This is a genomic window from Defluviimonas aquaemixtae (genome assembly GCF_900302475.1).
Classification (GTDB): domain Bacteria; phylum Pseudomonadota; class Alphaproteobacteria; order Rhodobacterales; family Rhodobacteraceae; genus Albidovulum; species Albidovulum aquaemixtae.
In genome coordinates this window covers 893,110-908,233 of the sequence record NZ_OMOQ01000001.1, presented here as the reverse complement: position 1 = coordinate 908,233, position 15,124 = coordinate 893,110, and the positions used below count along the sequence as shown (strand labels likewise).

15 protein-coding genes are annotated in these 15,124 nt (G+C 64.9%); 9 read left to right on the top strand and 6 right to left on the bottom strand.

The genetic code is table 11. The features are described from left to right. Positions 1-111 precede the first annotated feature (111 nt). Both DEA8626_RS04470 and DEA8626_RS04465 read left to right on the top strand, forming a co-directional pair. Complete coding sequence (locus DEA8626_RS04470; protein ID WP_108853313.1) at positions 112-927, top strand: glycosyltransferase family 32 protein; 816 nt, start codon at positions 112-114, stop codon at positions 925-927. Further along, on the top strand, positions 924-2,732 hold the full coding sequence (locus DEA8626_RS04465; protein ID WP_245890753.1) for a glycosyltransferase family 2 protein: 1,809 nt from the start codon (positions 924-926) through the stop codon (positions 2,730-2,732). The genes DEA8626_RS04470 and DEA8626_RS04465 overlap by 4 nt, the downstream gene beginning before the upstream one ends. Here the strand turns inward: DEA8626_RS04465 and DEA8626_RS04460 are convergent. Together DEA8626_RS04460 and DEA8626_RS04455 are read right to left on the bottom strand one after the other, a co-directional pair. After that, positions 2,729-4,816, bottom strand: a complete 2,088-nt coding sequence (locus DEA8626_RS04460) for a glycosyltransferase family 61 protein (RefSeq protein WP_108851843.1) — start codon at positions 4,814-4,816, stop codon at positions 2,729-2,731. The two genes, DEA8626_RS04465 and DEA8626_RS04460, sit on opposite strands and share 4 nt — an antisense overlap. Before the next feature lie 2 nt (positions 4,817-4,818). Beyond that, entirely contained in the window at positions 4,819-5,523 is a 705-nt protein-coding gene (locus DEA8626_RS04455; protein ID WP_108851842.1) for an FkbM family methyltransferase, read from the bottom strand. A 231-nt stretch (positions 5,524-5,754) separates the two neighbouring features. Between DEA8626_RS04455 and DEA8626_RS04450 the strand changes: the two genes are divergently transcribed. Together DEA8626_RS04450 and DEA8626_RS04445 are read left to right on the top strand one after the other, a co-directional pair. After that, positions 5,755-6,843, top strand: a complete 1,089-nt coding sequence (locus DEA8626_RS04450) for a glycosyltransferase family 2 protein (RefSeq protein WP_108851841.1) — start codon at positions 5,755-5,757, stop codon at positions 6,841-6,843. A gap of 127 nt (positions 6,844-6,970) precedes the next feature. Beyond that, a complete protein-coding gene (locus tag DEA8626_RS04445; RefSeq protein WP_108851840.1) occupies positions 6,971-7,936 on the top strand; it encodes a phosphoadenosine phosphosulfate reductase in 966 nt (321 codons plus the stop codon). A 35-nt stretch (positions 7,937-7,971) separates the two neighbouring features. Here DEA8626_RS04445 and DEA8626_RS04440 read toward each other — a convergent pair whose 3' ends face one another. The 3 genes from DEA8626_RS04440 to DEA8626_RS04430 all read right to left on the bottom strand — a co-directional run bounded on the left by DEA8626_RS04440 (position 7,972) and on the right by DEA8626_RS04430 (position 9,708). After that, entirely contained in the window at positions 7,972-8,277 is a 306-nt protein-coding gene (locus tag DEA8626_RS04440) for a hypothetical protein (protein WP_146188830.1), read from the bottom strand. Between the two features lie 127 nt (positions 8,278-8,404). Then, a complete protein-coding gene (locus DEA8626_RS04435; protein WP_108851838.1) occupies positions 8,405-9,265 on the bottom strand; it encodes a DUF2189 domain-containing protein in 861 nt (286 codons plus the stop codon). Between the two features lie 131 nt (positions 9,266-9,396). After that, positions 9,397-9,708 (bottom strand): antifreeze protein, encoded by a 312-nt coding sequence (locus DEA8626_RS04430; protein ID WP_245890752.1) that lies wholly within the window; start codon positions 9,706-9,708, stop codon positions 9,397-9,399. Between the two features lie 158 nt (positions 9,709-9,866). Here DEA8626_RS04430 and pyrC point away from each other — a divergent pair, with 158 nt between their 5' ends. Next, complete coding sequence (gene pyrC, locus DEA8626_RS04425) at positions 9,867-10,907, top strand: dihydroorotase (protein ID WP_108851837.1); 1,041 nt, start codon at positions 9,867-9,869, stop codon at positions 10,905-10,907. Here the strand turns inward: pyrC and DEA8626_RS04420 are convergent. Further along, entirely contained in the window at positions 10,858-11,646 is a 789-nt protein-coding gene (locus DEA8626_RS04420) for a winged helix-turn-helix domain-containing protein (protein WP_108851836.1), read from the bottom strand. The two genes, pyrC and DEA8626_RS04420, sit on opposite strands and share 50 nt — an antisense overlap. 136 nt (positions 11,647-11,782) lie before the next feature. On the opposite strand from DEA8626_RS04420, the gene DEA8626_RS04415 reads away from it, so the two are divergent. The 4 genes from DEA8626_RS04415 to DEA8626_RS04400 all read left to right on the top strand — a co-directional run bounded on the left by DEA8626_RS04415 (position 11,783) and on the right by DEA8626_RS04400 (position 15,097). Continuing rightward, the gene (locus DEA8626_RS04415) at positions 11,783-12,253 is read left to right on the top strand and encodes a DUF6647 family protein (protein ID WP_108851835.1); all 471 of its coding nucleotides are present in this window, start codon (positions 11,783-11,785) and stop codon (positions 12,251-12,253) included. 217 nt (positions 12,254-12,470) lie between these two features. Next, positions 12,471-12,680 (top strand): hypothetical protein, encoded by a 210-nt coding sequence (locus DEA8626_RS04410; protein WP_108851834.1) that lies wholly within the window; start codon positions 12,471-12,473, stop codon positions 12,678-12,680. Positions 12,681-12,743: 63 nt separating this feature from the next. After that, on the top strand, positions 12,744-13,424 hold the full coding sequence (locus DEA8626_RS04405; RefSeq protein WP_108851833.1) for an orotate phosphoribosyltransferase: 681 nt from the start codon (positions 12,744-12,746) through the stop codon (positions 13,422-13,424). A 185-nt stretch (positions 13,425-13,609) separates the two neighbouring features. Next, positions 13,610-15,097, top strand: coding sequence for a replicative DNA helicase (locus tag DEA8626_RS04400; protein ID WP_108851832.1), 1,488 nt, complete (start codon positions 13,610-13,612; stop codon positions 15,095-15,097). The last annotated feature ends 27 nt before the right edge of the window (positions 15,098-15,124 follow it).

Below are 15,124 nucleotides of genomic sequence, written 5' to 3'. Positions count from 1 at the left end.
ACCGGCGCGCCCTGTCACCCACGGTCCCGAGTTTTCTGTTCCGTGGGCACCGCAATTGAAGTATCCATGGCCGAAAGAAGCCCCGGGACGGGCCCCGAGACAGGCAAGGACATGACAGAAGCAAACCGCAGGCCGGTGGCCTCCCTCTGGATCGGGCCGCGCCTTCACTACCTCAACCAGCTTTGCCTCAAGTCCCACGTGGACCAGGGTCACCCGACGACGCTCTACGTGACTGACGACGTGCAAGACGCGCCCGAAGGGGTCGAGATCCGGCCGGCCGCCGAGATCATGGACCTCGACATGGCCCTCGTCGCCCGAACGAGCGCGTCCTTCCTGTCGAACGTCTTCCGCTACAAGATGATTCGGAAGACGGGCGCAATCTGGATCGACTGCGACGCCTTCTGCCACCGGCCCTTCCCCGACGGGATGGACTATGTCTTCGGCGAGCACGGGCTTTCAGGCGCGCTGAATTGCGGCGTCATCGGCCTGCCGCAGCGCTGCGAGGTCATGGACCAGTTGCTCAACTACTACGACAACCTGCCCGACTACCCGGAATGGTGGAACAAGCGGCAACGCAAGAAGATGGACAAGCAGCCCGACAAGCTCTCCCACGCCGCGAAGATTTACGCGACCGAACGCACCGCGTTCGGCCCGCAGGCCTTCACCCATTTCGCGCGCGTCACCGGGATCATCAAGAATGCTCTGCCTCGGGCGGGGCTCTACCCCGTGCCGTTCCAACTGAACGACGTCTTCTTCGACCCCTACGGGCGCGTGGAGGGCCACTTCACCGACGAAACACTCTCGGTCCATCTCTACACCAACGGCACGCGGCGTTGGTGGCGCAAGCATGTGCCGCCGCCTGGCAGCTATGCCTTCCGGATGTGCGAACAGGTGGGTATTGACCCGTCGCTCGCGCTCGAAGAATGACGCGGGCCACCCGGATCGATCTCGCCAAGCACATAAGCCCGCTCGGCCGCATCACCGCCGTGTCGATGATGAAGGATGAGGCGCCCTACCTGATCGAGTGGTTCGCCCATCACCTCGCCGTCGGCTTCACTGACATCCTCGTCTACACGAACGATTGCAGCGACGGCACCGACGACATGCTGATCCGGCTCGAAGAGCTGGGCCTTGGTCATCACCGGCGGAACGTCATTCCCGAAGGCGTGAAACCCCAGCCCTCGGCGATCAAGCATGCGCAGGTCGAGCCCGTCGTGATGGAGTCGGACTGGGTCCTTCTCTTCGACGCTGACGAGTTCCTCTGCATTAACTACGGCGACGGGCGGCTCGACTCGATGATCTCGGCCGCCGGAGAGGCGAACGGTATCGTGATCACCTGGCGCATCTTTGGCTCGGGCGGCGTTCAGGACTGGTCCCGCGCGCCGGTGACCGAGCAATATCTCCATGCCGCCCCGCCCCTCTGGAACAAGGGCTGGGGCGTGAAGACGCTTTTCAAGTTCGATCCCGAGATCTGGAAGCTCGGCATCCACCGCCCAACCATGAAGTCGAAGGTCCTGAAGACCGACTATCCGGCGAGCGTCCACTGGCTGAACGGCTCCGGCCTGCCGATGGAGGACTATTTCAAGTTCCGAGGCTGGCGCTCGATCCGCCGCACGCTCGGCTACGACTGGGCGCAAATGAACCACTACGCGGTCAAGTCAATCGACGCCTACGCGGTCCGCAAGCTGCGCGGCAACGTCAACCTGAAGAGGGACAAGTACAACGCAGACTACTGGGCGCTTCAGGACCGGAACGAGGTGAAGGACACCAACATCCTGCGCTATTCGGCGGACCGCGCGCGGATCGCGGCGGAGCTTCTGAAGGATCCGGTCCTGAACCGGCTGCACCACGAGGCGCTCGACCGCGTCGAGGCGCGGCTGGAGGAATACAAGCAGACTGATGCCTATCAGGAGTTGAAGGCGTCGCTGATCGAGGCTTCGGAGGTCCCTCTCACGAAGATTTCGGCTAAGCCGCCCAAGGCCCGCGATCCGGCGAAGATCGCGGCGCTGATGTCTGAGGTCGAGAAGAAATCCGCAGCGCGCCCGAAATCCGAACGGCGGAGCGCGCCTGTCGAGGGTTTCGGTTCGGCGGCAGACGAGACCTACTTGCCCGCCCGGATCGACCGGACGACAGATATCGCGTTCGAATGGGTGGAGAACCACGGCGTCAGCCTGCCCGCCGACCCACGCGTGTTCGGACCGGCGGCGCTGGCCGAGATCGCTGCGGGCAAGTTCGACCGCCGAAACGCGCGCTACCGTCGGCATCTGGTTGGAAAGCGCGACCGGCTTCTGGAAGTGGGTGCCGGCATCTCGTTCCTGCCCGTCCTTTCGGCCATGACCCATCCTGGCCTCGTCGCGCTTTCGCAGGAGGAACGCGCGGAACTCGCCCGGGTCGGTCGAGAGGTGGCGGTCAGAAACGGGCTCGACGACACCTCGCGACTGAAGGTCACCGATGGTCCGCTGTTCTTTGCCGGTGACGACGGTGAAACGGCAGACGGGCTCGCAGCGCTCATGCGCGACTTCAACCCCACGGTGCTCGTCGCAAACGATCCGCGTCTGAGCCCCGAGATCATCGTCGCCGCACTAACGCCGCGCCTGCGGCGGATCATCCTGACGGCGCGGATGCTCGGACCGGGCGCCTTTCCGGGCGCGCTAGCGGAGGCGGGCTTCGCCGCAGTTGAGGCGGGCGCGAAATCGGGGGCGATGGTGCTCGACCGCGCGAAAGACGGCTAGTCCTCCTCGGCATCGCCGACGGTTGCGAACTCGTCACCTCGGCGCTCGGCGAAGTCCTTCAGCCAGGCGTCCACTTCGGCTTGCTCCGGCAGATCAGGGCGGAAGTCCCGGTCGACATAGCCGAGCCGAGTCAGTTCCTTGAAAAGGCGGGTGAAATCGAGCTCCCCGACCGAGCGGAAATCGATCCGCGTCGACTCGCCCGAAGCCCACTCGCGGCGGATCACGTTCATCACGTCAGGGGTGAAGCCGCAAAATGTCTGGAATTGAAGCATATAGTCGGCCGCGTTGGCGTTCGACCGGCGCAGGATCATGCCCACCCGGCGGCTCTCATCCATCACGTAAGCCGCCAGATGCAGCGCCGAGCCGTCGAGCGCCACGATCTGGCGGGCGGCCTTGTAGCGGGCGAGCTGCGTGCGCAGGTCGTGCTTCTCGGGATGGAAAATCTCGTAACCGGCCCGGGCAAGGTTTTCCTCGATCACGGTCTCGCCCAGCACACCGCCGCGCTGCGAGGGCAGCCTCGCACGCGACACGTAGAGCTTTTCCGACCCTTCCGCTTCCACCCCCTGCCCCAGCCGCGACCGCATGAAGGCGCGGTAAGCGGGCGAGCCCGCGTAGCGTTCGAGCCAGCCAAAACCGAGCTCGGGCACGTAGAGCTCTTCCACTCGCGTCGCGCCGTCGACTGCGCGGATCGGCAGCTCGATACCCAGTTGGTCGAAGAAGAAGCGATAGGCCCCGATGGCGCGGTTTGCCGGCCCGACCGGACCGCGATAGGGCAGATAGACGATGCCGTCCATTTCCCCCTCCAGCCATCCGAGCGCCCAGAGCCGCGCCGTCGATTCTACGAGGAAATGGCCGAAATGCCCCCGCATGTGGCCAGCATAGAGGTGACGACCGGCCAGGTCCGCGATCGGTTCGCCCGGCGTAAGCGTCGGCTCGGGCATCGCCTTGCGCGCCCGGATCCAGGCGCGCGACAAATCGCAGTAGCTCCCGTCGGACAGGAGCACCCCAGAGGCGAGCTTGGCGTCGTGGCCCCGCTCCGGCACGGCGAGCGCGTTGCGAAGGTGCATGATGCGGCCCGAAAAAGGGTCCTGCGGGTCGCCCTCGTCGATCGTGATCTCGCGGATGACAGGTGGCTGCTCGGGCGCCGGGGAGGCTGCATCTTGCATCTGCGGCTCCGGCGCGAGGTCCTCTCGGACCCGGCGGATATAGCGCGCGGATCCGGTCTTCGCCTCGATCCAGTCGCAAGCCCTGAGCGCAAGCTGCGGATGGCCCCGCGCGGTCAGCTCGCCGACCAGCGCCTTGCGCCAGGAATGCACGTCGCGGCGGGTGCGCAGCGCAGAGAAGAACGCCCTTTCGTCAAATCGGCCCTCGCCAATGTCGCGGAAGATGTCGTCAAGCACTCCGCAGCTTTTCAGCATGCGGATCGCCCGGTGGCCGAAATGGCGGCACCGGAGGTGCCGCACGTTCGGCCCGTCGAGTCTGGCCGCATGCGCCTTGTCCTCAGGAACGAACGGATCGTAGAAGAGCCAGACGCGCCCTGCCCGCTCCACCGCCTCGGCGGCGTCGAGGTAAGCCGGGCTCTCCCAGTCCCACTTGCGGTGTGCGTAGCGGTAGCGCTTTTCGAACGGCGCGATCTTGCGCGACAGCGTCGATTGCGGGCTGAAGGCCAGCACCTCGACCCCCGGCACGATGCGCGACAGCGTCAGCGCGGCGTAACCGCCCATCGAAGTGCCAGTGAAGACAATACGCTCGAACCTTTGAAACAGCCCGGCCGCGGCGAGTTCCGTCAACAACCGCGGCGCGTCTTCGTTGCGATACCAGTCCTTGCGCTTCGCGATCAGCCCCAGGATCGAGAAACCGCAATCCGCCGCACGGATCTGGAGCCAGGGTTGCGGCGGGTCGTATTCGCCGACCGAAGCGAGGTTGTCGAACGTCACGAAGAGCACGGGCGACCGGCGGACGAAATAGGCGTCGACCAGTTCGCTCTGCAGAAGGAAGGCGTCACGCCCCACCGCCGCTGCGGCCGACGCAACGACGGGCGGCACGGGGATTGGCGCTCGCCCGGCTTTCTTCCCGGCCGCCATGCCTATCCGGCGCGCCGATAGGCGTGCACGCCGACCTTGCTGTGTTCTTCGTCGAGTGCGAACCCAGCGTCTGCGAACAGCCGGCGGATCTCACGCATCCCCTCGCGCCCGTAGATATCGCGATGGACCTCGAGAATAATCGTGTTCACGCCGGTCAGATCGGCATGCCTGAGGAAGTCGAGCTCTGCCCCCTCGATGTCCATGACGATCACGTCATGGGGAAACTCTGCCTTGAGCGCGCCGTAGGGGAGGACGGGCACCGTCACCGGCCGTGCGCGTTCTGGGTTCTTGACGACCTTCAACCCGGAGCCAAGGAAATTTCCGCGCAGGAAGAACTCGACCGTCGCAGGCGGCTCGGGCGCGGTGAAGACGACGCCGTGGCGAACCGACATGACCCGGTCGAGCCCGTTATGCGTGTAAAGATGGCGGATATGCTCGATGAGCTCTGGATTGGCCTCGATCGCGACGACTTTCTCGGCCTTGCAGTTCTTCGCGAGAACGGCGCCCACGATGCCCGAGCCCGCCCCCATCTCGAGGATGCGGGCGCCCTCGGGGATGACGGCGAGACCGGTCTGGATCTCCTTTCCCTCGTAGCGCCCCTCGCCCATCGACCGGATCATGCCGGGGCCGAAATGCGGCGCCTCGGGCACCTCGATGCCCTTGCACGTCGCGACGATGGGGCGGACTTCTGCACTCGTCCCGGCCATGAACTCTCTGCCTCCATCTGGTTCCCGCCGCTTCGCCGGCGGCTTTTGCGGGGCATTATACCGGCTTCGTGCGGCCTGTCAGGTGAAACCTCGAACGTGGCAACATCCGTGGCGCAGAGGCCGCACCGGCTGCGAAGGTGGTGGACCGCGGCGGCGGCCTCGACTACGTCTTGGGCATGAGCGATCCGCGCCCATCCTTCGCCCGCCGTCGTGTGACAGGCCAAACCGATCATGTCCGGGTCTGAGTATTCGATCCTCGCGGTCCTAACGGTACGCAATGAAGCAGCGTTCCTGATAGACTGGCTCGCCCATCACCGAAAAAGCGGGTTTACCGATTTTCTCGTCTTCTCGAATGACTGCGAGGACGGGACTGACGCGATGCTCGACCGGCTCCAGGCAATGGGCTGGCTGACCCATGTGGAGAACGAAGGGCCCCATCCGAAGGGTGTGCAGTGGTCGGCGCTCAAGGCCGCCGACGCCCATCCCTTGAAGGCGCGGGCGGATTGGGTGCTGTTCCTCGACATCGACGAATACGTGAACATCCACGTCGGGGATCGCACCGTCGGGTCGCTTCTGGCCGAGCTGCCCGACGCGACCGCCATACCCATGACATGGCGGCTCTTCGGCAATGACGGCATTCGCGCCTATGACGACCGCCCGGTCACCGAGCAGTTCATGCGCGCTGCGCCCGTCGTTATGGGTTGGCCCTGGCGCGCGGCCATGTTCAAGACGCTGTTTCTGAATGACGGCAGCTACGGCAAGCTGGGTGTGCACCGCCCGCGCCAGCCGGACCGTGCGCGGATGGGCGCTCAGCGCTGGTACGACGGATCCGGGCGGCCTATGCCCCCCGACTATCACACCGGCCGTATCTTCTCGCACTACGGGCGCGACAATTACCGGCTCGTCCAATTGAACCACTACGCGCTCGGCGCGATGGAGAGCTATGTTCTGAAGTGCGACCGGGGGCGCGCCAACCGCGAGGCGTCCGCTTTCGACCTGTCCTATTGGGTCGAGCGCAACTTCAGCGCTGAGGAGGATCGCTCGATCGCCGCAATGGCCCCCCGATCGGACCCGCTCAGGTCCGAGCTTCGCGCCGATCCCGAGCTTGGCCGACTTCACGAGGCCGCCGTGGCGTGGCGTCACGCGCGCTTCAATGCGCTGATGCGCGAGGAGGCGTGGCGTAGCCTCTACGGTCGTCTGCTGATGACGTCGCCGAGCCGGGTTCTGACTGAGGACGAACATCGATTCCTGACGAGCCACGCGACGGCCACCCGGCCCGGCAATGCACGGGAAACAGAGCCCGACGGCAGGGACTATTGACGCCCGCGCCATAAACAGTCGCCGCCAAACGCCCAAAAAAAACACGTGGTTGACCAAACGGACATCTTGCCCGGCCGGCAAATCGCAGGACAGATAGGCCCCGGGTGGATTGTGTGTGTGGTGAGGCATGCAGAACGGTAAGACTTGCGCAACGGACATTGGCGAGTTGTCCGATGGCAGTTGGTTTGCGCGTATCGAGAAGATCGGCCAGGAGCAGGGCTATTTCCAGTGGCTGGGCGACGCCCATGCCGGCGTCTTCGTCGATGCTGGCCGCACGCTTCTGGTCACCTTCGAGACGGTGGACGGCATTCGCCGGAACCAACCCGGTCAGCTGCCGCTTGGCTATCAGGTGGCCAAGGGGCGCCAGTGGTCGCATCTGTGCCTGATCGCGCGGCGCGCCACCTGGTACCGCGACAAGGCCGTCTACGCCTTCTTCGACAGGCTCGTCGATGACGGCTTCTTCGAAGAATTCGATAAGGTCGTGTTCTATGGTGCGGGCATGGCGGGCTACGCGGCGGCGGCCTTTTCCGTCACCGCGCCCGGCGCGACCGTGATCCTTGCCGCGCCCCAGGCGACACTCGACCCAGAAGTGACCGGCTGGGACCCTCGGTTCCTCGAGTTGCGCCGAACCTCGTTCAATGACCGCTACGGATACGCCCCCGACATGACGGAAGGCGCCGGGCCGGTCTTCGTGATCTACGATCCCGAGCAGAACCTCGACGCCATGCACGCCGCGCTCTTCAAGCGGTCGCATGTCACACTTCTGCCGTGCCGCAATCTGGGCCGCGACATCGGCGGCGCGCTTGAGGCGATGCGCATCCTGCCCTCGGTGCTGACAACCGCCTGCACCGGCAGCTTCGACCGCCATCTCTTTCGCATCTTCTACCGCGCGCGGCGCAACTACCGTCCCTATCTGCGCGGGCTTCTGGCCCGGCTGGAAGCCGACGGGCGGACCTGGCTCGCCGCACTTCTGTGCCGCAACGTGGCAGACCGGCTGAGCGGCGCGGAGAAGTTTGAAGCCCGCCTCGCCCTGCTCGAAAGCCAGCTCGAATCCTCCGGCCAATCCCTGCCGTCAGCCCGATCCAGGCAATAGCCCGTCCCGGCGGACAGGGTGCCGGCCGCGCCGCGTCAGCAGCGATAGGCGACGGCGTGCAGTTCGTAAACCGGCGCGCCGGGGGAGATGGGGTCGAACACGACCGTGTTTGCGCCCGCGGTCTGCGCGTCGGCCATAATCCGGTTACGCGAATAGCGGATGCCCTGTTCGATCAGAGCGCCATAGACGCCCGGCTGCATGCGGAAATCCGAGACGTAGGCGCATTGCGCGACCTCGGCCGGCGTCGCCTCGCGCACGCCCGCTACACCGGTAAAGCCCGGATCGCGCGCGCAGGCCGACAAAGTGCAGAGCGCCAGAGCGGAAAGGATGAAATATCTCATGTAGCTGCCCGATCGTGACGAGGCGCCTTGGCGCGCCCTTTGCCGGTGATCTTGCGGCCCGGGCCGCGCCTCTGCAAGCCCCGCGGCGATCATGTCCCGGAATGGGCGGATTTCCCGCCTCCGAGCCTCAGACCGGCGCGACTGCGCGCCGGTAGAGATGCCAGGTCGCGTGGCCGAGGATCGGCATCACGACCGCAAGCCCCAGCAGGAACGGCAGGGCCCCGAGCGCCAGGAGAACGGCCACCGTGATCCCCCAAAGCGCAACCGGTCCAGGATTGGTCCGCGCCACGCGAAGCGACGTCACCACCGCGACCGGCAGGCCCACGTGCCGGTCGATCAGCAGCGGGAAGGACACGATACTGGTTGCGAGCACGAGAAGCGCGAAGAGGAAGCCGACGGGAAAGCCGATGAGGATCATCGCCCACCCGGAGCCGGTTGTCAGAGCCTCGGAGAAGAACGTCTGCGCCGACGTCGGGACCTCGGGCCCCATCGTGATCAGGAATATCCCGTAAGCCACGAGAATCCAAACGAAAAAGACGAAGAAGTGGGCGACAGCGAGGATGAAGATCGCGCCGAAACGAGGTGATTGCAGGATTGCGAACCCGTCCGCCCAGCTTGCCTTCTTGCCCGCCTCGCGCCGGCGGCTCATCTCGTAGAGCCCGACCGCGGCGGCCGGCCCGATCAGCGCGAAGCCGGAGATCAGCGGAAAGAGAAGCGGCAGCAGGTTGCGATGGAACGCCGCCCAGACGAGACACGCCCCGATAATCGGGTAAAGCAGGCAAGCGACGATCACATCGGTCCTCAGCGCCATGAAGTCCTGAACGCCAAGCCTCAGCGCGGTCCGTATGTCATCGGTGGTGATGTGGCGCACGACCGGCTCGGATCTGTCCGTTCCGCCAAGCTCACGAGCCACCTCGCTCACGTCATGTCCTGCGATGCCGAGCATGCGCATGCCCCAGGACAGAGGATTTCCGATTGTGTTGGTCATGGTGCCCTCCCGCTCTCAGTTCCGCGACGGAACTCCTCTGGCCCAGCACTATGGGTCAGAGACTGCGCAGCTCCGACGAGAAAAGCATAGCACGGCAATTCTGTGAATGCGCGCACAATCCAGAGAGCGCTTCAGGCGCGTAACCCCTTGCGCGTCAAACGCTTGCGGTTCGCCTTCGTGCGCCGCCGCACCGGCGCAAGCGCCGCGCCAGCCTGCGCGAACGGTCCCCGCCCGGCAAGGGCGGCCCGGCCCGAGGCGATCCATGCATCGCCGATCGCCGCGCGTTTCTCCGCCACCATGCGCCGCCGTTCCGACGGGCCGAGATGCCACATGCCCGCCAGCCCGAAAAGCCGCATGGCGATCACCACCTGAGCCTCGACGGCGATTGTGCCCATTAGAAATGCTGCGCGCCAGAACTCGAAAGGCGTAACCAAGGGTCTCATCAGTGTCTCCGTTGTGAAGTCCGCGGGTCTAATATGTCGATCCTCCGAGACATCCCCATGACCCCCGTCGGATCTGGATCGGTGCGGGCGGTTCTCCGCCGGTGGCACAGCCGCGTCGAGGAGTGGCATCCGCCGCCGCTTCGGTGTAGGCCAGCGCCATGACCGACACCATCACCATCCGCCGCCCCGACGACATGCACCTGCACCTGCGCGACGGCGCGATGCTGAAAGCTGTACTGCCCGAAACGGCGCGCCACTTCGCCCGCGCGATCATCATGCCGAACCTGGTGCCGCCCGTCGTGACGGGCGAACTGGCCGCCGCCTATCGCGACCGCATCATGGCGGCCCTGCCCGAAGACTCGGCGTTCGAGCCCTTGATGACGCTTTACCTGACCGAGGCGACCGATCCCGACGACGTTGCAGCCGCCTGTGCGAGCGGACTGGTGAACGCGGTGAAGCTTTACCCGGCCGGGGCGACGACGAACTCCCAATCGGGCGTGCGCGACTTCGACAAGGTGCGGGGCGTCCTCGAACGAATGGCCGAGATCGGCCTGCCGCTTTGCGTCCACGGCGAGGTCACGGACAGCGATATCGACATCTTCGACCGCGAGGCCGTGTTCATCGAACGCGTGCTCGACCCGATCCGCCGCTCCACACCGGGCTTGCGCGTGGTGATGGAGCACATCACAACGAAGGAAGGCGTGGCATATGCCCGCGCGGGCGACGCCAACCTCGGCGCGACGATCACAACGCATCACCTGATCATCAACCGCAACCACATACTCGCGGGCGGCATAAGGCCGCACTACTACTGCCTGCCCGTCGCGAAGCGCGAAATCCATCGCCTCGCCTTGCGAGAGGCCGCGACGAGCGGAGAACCGCGCTTCTTCCTCGGCACGGACAGCGCGCCACATGCCGACCACCTGAAGGAACATGCCTGCGGCTGCGCAGGCTGTTTCACGGCCACAAACACGCTATCGATCCTCGCCCATGTCTTCGAGGAGGAAGGCGCGCTCGACCGGCTCGAAGCCTTCACCTCGCTGAACGGCGCGGATTTCTACCATTTGACCCCAAACGAAGGGCGCATCACGCTTAGTAAGGGTCCCGCGATCAACTACCCCGCCAAGATCGAAACCGGCGCCGGGCCGGTCACCGTATTCGATCCGGGCTTTCCACTTCGCTGGGCAGTTCGCGCGTGAAGGTATCGCCGGGCGGGATGCTCTGCATCGCGGACCCGAGCAGCGCACCATCGACCTTGTCTCTCAGCTTGGCCGAGACACGAAACCTCCTTCCCCGCGCCTGGAATCTCCCGTAGGGCATTACAGGCGCCGCCAGTGCCTGCTCCGCCGCGTCCGGTTCGCCGCCGAACCACCAGACCGTCTCCGGCGAAGTGGCGAACAGCAAATGCTCTCGTTCGAATTCGTTGGCGATCTCGGTGGCAGGCCCCCATGCGAGCCGTACCGAGCGCGCTGCTCCGGTCGCGTCGAATGGCCGCAGCGCGTTCGACGCGCCGCGGCGATCCGAGGGCTCGAGTGAATGCGCTAAGTCTTGGATCCAGACGGCCAGGCCCAACGCGGCGGCGACGGCGAAGGCCGCCGCGAACCACGCACATCGACGAGGCAGCGGCGCAGCAGGCGCGCCGTAGCCTGCGCCCGGCACCAGCCGGTAGCCTCGCTTTGGCACCGTTACGATCAACATCCGGCCATCCCGCCCCAACGCGCGCCGGATCTCGGTGATCGCCTGATAGATGGAATCATCGGTGACACAGATGCCAGGCCACACCGCCTCGAACAGTTCATCCTTCGAAACCGTCTCGTCGCGGTGAGCGACCAGGAAGCGAAGCACATAAAGCGCCTGGGGCCGCAAGGGGATAGCTCCGCCATCCTCCGAAAGAAGGACGCCGCGATCATCATCGAAAGTTGCGCCCCCCAGCCGCATCTTCCCCCGATCCGTATCGTCCGATGCGAAGTGTATCAGATTTCCGGAACTTTCAGGGCGATTTCGGACCGCGTCCCGGGCTGCTGACGCGCGTTGAGCGACGCTTCGTGGTATCTTCTATTTGCGAGGTGCCACCATGGAAGCCCTGATCGACCTCCTGTTTGCCTGGCTTGACAACAACAGCACCTACAGGACTGCGAACCTGCCGCCACCGGAGATCGTGGAACTGTCGCCGCGCGAGCTGACGCGGCAATACTATTCCGATGCGCCGGATCTCTTGCCGGCCAGCGGAATCGATAAGCGGGTCTTCGCGCTCTATTCCACGGTCGATGGAGCCGCCGGCAAGATTTACGTGCTCAGAGCTGCTGAGGTCGACGGTGCCGAAGACTACGACGACGCGCGCGAGAACCCGATCTGGCGCGAAATGGTGCTGCACGAACTAATCCACCATGCCCAGTGGCAGACCGAAGTCATGCAGTCGTGGCCGTGCCGGAATGTGGGCGAGCGCGACGCCTATCTTCTGGGCGGGAAGTACCTCGAACAAACCGGCACCGACGATCCGCTGCCAAACCGGAAGCTCCTGGCGCGCCTCTACGCGCGCTGCTGAACAATGGGCGGTACCGTGCCCGGACGAACGGGCGCCGCGATCCGCCACGAAGCTGCACATTCGGGCCGCATGGCTCTCATACCCCTTGGTTTCACGCTCCGATGCGACGGGGTTCAGGAACTTTCAGACTGTTTTCGGATTTCCCTCAGGACTCGACCCCAAGCCCACCGGCAATCTCGGCGCGCACCTGCAACTCCATGCAACAGGGAGCCGACCGATGATCGAGCTTGCCTTCGTCGCCTGCCTTCTCGCCGACCCGACCAGTTGCCGGGACGAGAGCCTCCTATTTGCTGATGTCGCGATCCTGACCTGTCTCTTCGGAGCTCAAAGTCAGCTCGCCGTCTGGAACGAAGCACATCTCGACTGGACGATCGAACGCTGGTCGTGCCGCGTTCGCGACCTTGAGCACCTCGCCAGGCGCACTTAAACGCGCTTCACGTTCGGCCGAATTGCGTCTAAGGGGAGGGTCGGTCGACGAACGAGGCGCGAGATGGTCCCAACGAGCTTCCCCCCGAAAGAGGAAATCGCCCGCTTGACGGCGCGGATGCTTCTGGAAATCGAGGCGGTGCATTTCAACGCGGACGAGCCCTTCACGCTGGCCTCCGGTCTTCCCTCGCCGACCTACATCGACTGCCGCAAGCTCATCTCCTTCCCTCGCATCAGGTCGACGCTGATGGATTTTCTCGCAGTCACCGTGATGCGCGAGGCGGGCTTCGAGGCGTTCGACAACATCGCGGGCGGTGAGACGGCGGGCATTCCCTTCGCCGCGATGGTGGCCGAACGGCTCGCCCTGCCCATGACCTATGTCCGCAAGAAGCCCAAGGGCTACGGTCGCAACTCACGGATCGAGGGCGCGATGACCGAGGGCCAGCGCGTGCTTCTGGTCGAAGACCTGACAACCGACGGCGGGTCGAAACTCTCGTTCGTCGACGCGATTCGCGAAACCGGGGCGACCTGTGGCCACACGGCGGTGATCTTCTATTACGGTATCTTTCCCGAGACGGTGAAGGTGCTCGGCGACCACAGCTTGCGCCTCCATCACCTCTGCACCTGGTGGGACGTTCTGGCCGAGGCGCGCGAATCGGAGGCCTTTCCGGCTGCGACGCTGAGGGAAGTCGAAACCTTCCTGACCGACCCGCGCACCTGGCAGGCCGCGCGCGCGAAAAGTTGACGTAGCGGCACCGGCGAGAGATGGCTGCAACCTGAACGCGCACCACACCCAGATATTGACAGCGCACTGGGCAATCTATCAACATATGGGCGCGGTGCCTTTTCCACAGACCATCCACAGCGATATACAATTTGCGCCGCGCATGGCGATGACGCATATCCCTTCGCCAATAACGAGGGACAAATATGAACGACGTGGCGACGATCCGGGCGGTCAAGGACAGCCCCGAAACCGATACGCTTCCGCATAATATCGAGGCAGAGCAGCAACTCCTCGGCGCGATCCTGACGAACAACGACATCTACGACAGGATCGCGTCGCTCGTTAAGGCCGAGCACTTCTACGAACCCGTTCACGCCCGCGTCTTCGAGGTGGCCGTGGCGCGCATCCAGAAGAACGCGCTCGCCTCTCCGGTGACGCTGAAAGGGTATCTGGAGGAAGATGAGGGGCTGAAGGCGCTCGGCGGGCCCGCCTACCTCGCGCGGCTCGCCGGCGCCGCCATCTCCGCATATGCGGCGCGCGACTACGCGCAGATGATCTACGACCTCGCGGTCCGGCGGGAACTGATGCGGCTCGGCCAGGACATCGCCGCCCGCGCGCGCACGATCGACGTCGAAAGCGACCCGAAAGACCAGATCGTCGACGCCGAGCAGCGGCTTTACACGCTGTCGGAACAGGGCACCATCGAGAAGGGCTTCGTGTCGTTCCTGAAGGCCACGACCGAGGCCGTGCAGTCCGCGCTCGCCGCCTATCAGCGCGACGGGGGGCTTGCGGGCATCTCCACCGGGCTTTCCGATCTCGACAAGAAACTTGGCGGACTCCATCCGTCGGACCTTCTGATCCTCGCGGGGCGTCCCTCGATGGGCAAGACGTCGCTTGCGACGAACGTCGCCTTCAACATCGCGAAGGCCTACAAGAAGGGCAAGCGGCCTGATGGCTCCGAGGGCGCGGTGAACGGCGGCGTCGTGGGCTTCTACTCTCTCGAGATGTCGGCCGAGCAGCTTGCCGCGCGGATACTGTCGGAAGCCTCAGAAGTGCCGTCCGAGCAGATCCGCCGGGGCGACATGACAGAAGGCGAGTTCCGCCGCTTCGTCGAGGCGGCGAAGGCGCTTGAAGCCTGCCCGCTCTATATCGACGACACGCCGGCCCTGCCGATTTCCCAGCTTGCCGCCCGCGCGCGGCGGCTGAAGCGCACGCACGGTCTCGACGTGCTGATCGTCGACTACCTGCAGCTCGTCCGCCCCGCTTCGGCCAAGGACAGCCGCGTGAACGAGGTCTCGGAAATCACTCAGGGCCTGAAGGCCATTGCCAAGGAGCTGAACATCCCCGTCATCGCGCTGTCGCAGCTTTCGCGCCAGGTTGAGAACCGCGAGGACAAGCGACCGCAGCTTTCCGACCTTCGCGAATCCGGCTCGATCGAGCAGGACGCCGACGTCGTGATGTTCGTATTCCGTGAGGAATACTACAAGGAACGCGAAAAGCCGGGCGACCACGACCTCGAGGGTATGGCCAAGTGGCAGGAGGTCATGGAACAGGTCCACGGAAAGGCCGAAGTCATCATCGGCAAGCAGCGCCACGGGCCGATCGGCTCGGTCGAACTCAGCTTCGAAGGCCGCTTCACGCGCTTCGGAGATCTCGTGAAACCGTGGCAGCAGGGCGATGGCGGATTCTGACCCGCTTTCCGCTTGACCTTCGAGGGC

Bases quoted from the DNA above. Each gene is read 5' to 3' on its own strand.
- DEA8626_RS04470 (WP_108853313.1), top strand. From the start codon at position 112: ATGACAGAAGCAAACCGCAGGCCGGTGGCCTCCCTCTGGATCGGGCCG.
- DEA8626_RS04465 (WP_245890753.1), top strand. From the start codon at position 924: ATGACGCGGGCCACCCGGATCGATCTCGCCAAGCACATAAGCCCGCTC.
- DEA8626_RS04460 (WP_108851843.1), bottom strand. From the start codon at position 4,816: ATGGCGGCCGGGAAGAAAGCCGGGCGAGCGCCAATCCCCGTGCCGCCC.
- DEA8626_RS04455 (WP_108851842.1), bottom strand. From the start codon at position 5,523: ATGGCCGGGACGAGTGCAGAAGTCCGCCCCATCGTCGCGACGTGCAAG.
- DEA8626_RS04450 (WP_108851841.1), top strand. From the start codon at position 5,755: ATGTCCGGGTCTGAGTATTCGATCCTCGCGGTCCTAACGGTACGCAAT.
- DEA8626_RS04445 (WP_108851840.1), top strand. From the start codon at position 6,971: ATGCAGAACGGTAAGACTTGCGCAACGGACATTGGCGAGTTGTCCGAT.
- DEA8626_RS04440 (WP_146188830.1), bottom strand. From the start codon at position 8,277: ATGAGATATTTCATCCTTTCCGCTCTGGCGCTCTGCACTTTGTCGGCC.
- DEA8626_RS04435 (WP_108851838.1), bottom strand. From the start codon at position 9,265: ATGACCAACACAATCGGAAATCCTCTGTCCTGGGGCATGCGCATGCTC.
- DEA8626_RS04430 (WP_245890752.1), bottom strand. From the start codon at position 9,708: ATGAGACCCTTGGTTACGCCTTTCGAGTTCTGGCGCGCAGCATTTCTA.
- pyrC (WP_108851837.1), top strand. From the start codon at position 9,867: ATGACCGACACCATCACCATCCGCCGCCCCGACGACATGCACCTGCAC.
- DEA8626_RS04420 (WP_108851836.1), bottom strand. From the start codon at position 11,646: ATGCGGCTGGGGGGCGCAACTTTCGATGATGATCGCGGCGTCCTTCTT.
- DEA8626_RS04415 (WP_108851835.1), top strand. From the start codon at position 11,783: ATGGAAGCCCTGATCGACCTCCTGTTTGCCTGGCTTGACAACAACAGC.
- DEA8626_RS04410 (WP_108851834.1), top strand. From the start codon at position 12,471: ATGATCGAGCTTGCCTTCGTCGCCTGCCTTCTCGCCGACCCGACCAGT.
- DEA8626_RS04405 (WP_108851833.1), top strand. From the start codon at position 12,744: ATGGTCCCAACGAGCTTCCCCCCGAAAGAGGAAATCGCCCGCTTGACG.
- DEA8626_RS04400 (WP_108851832.1), top strand. From the start codon at position 13,610: ATGAACGACGTGGCGACGATCCGGGCGGTCAAGGACAGCCCCGAAACC.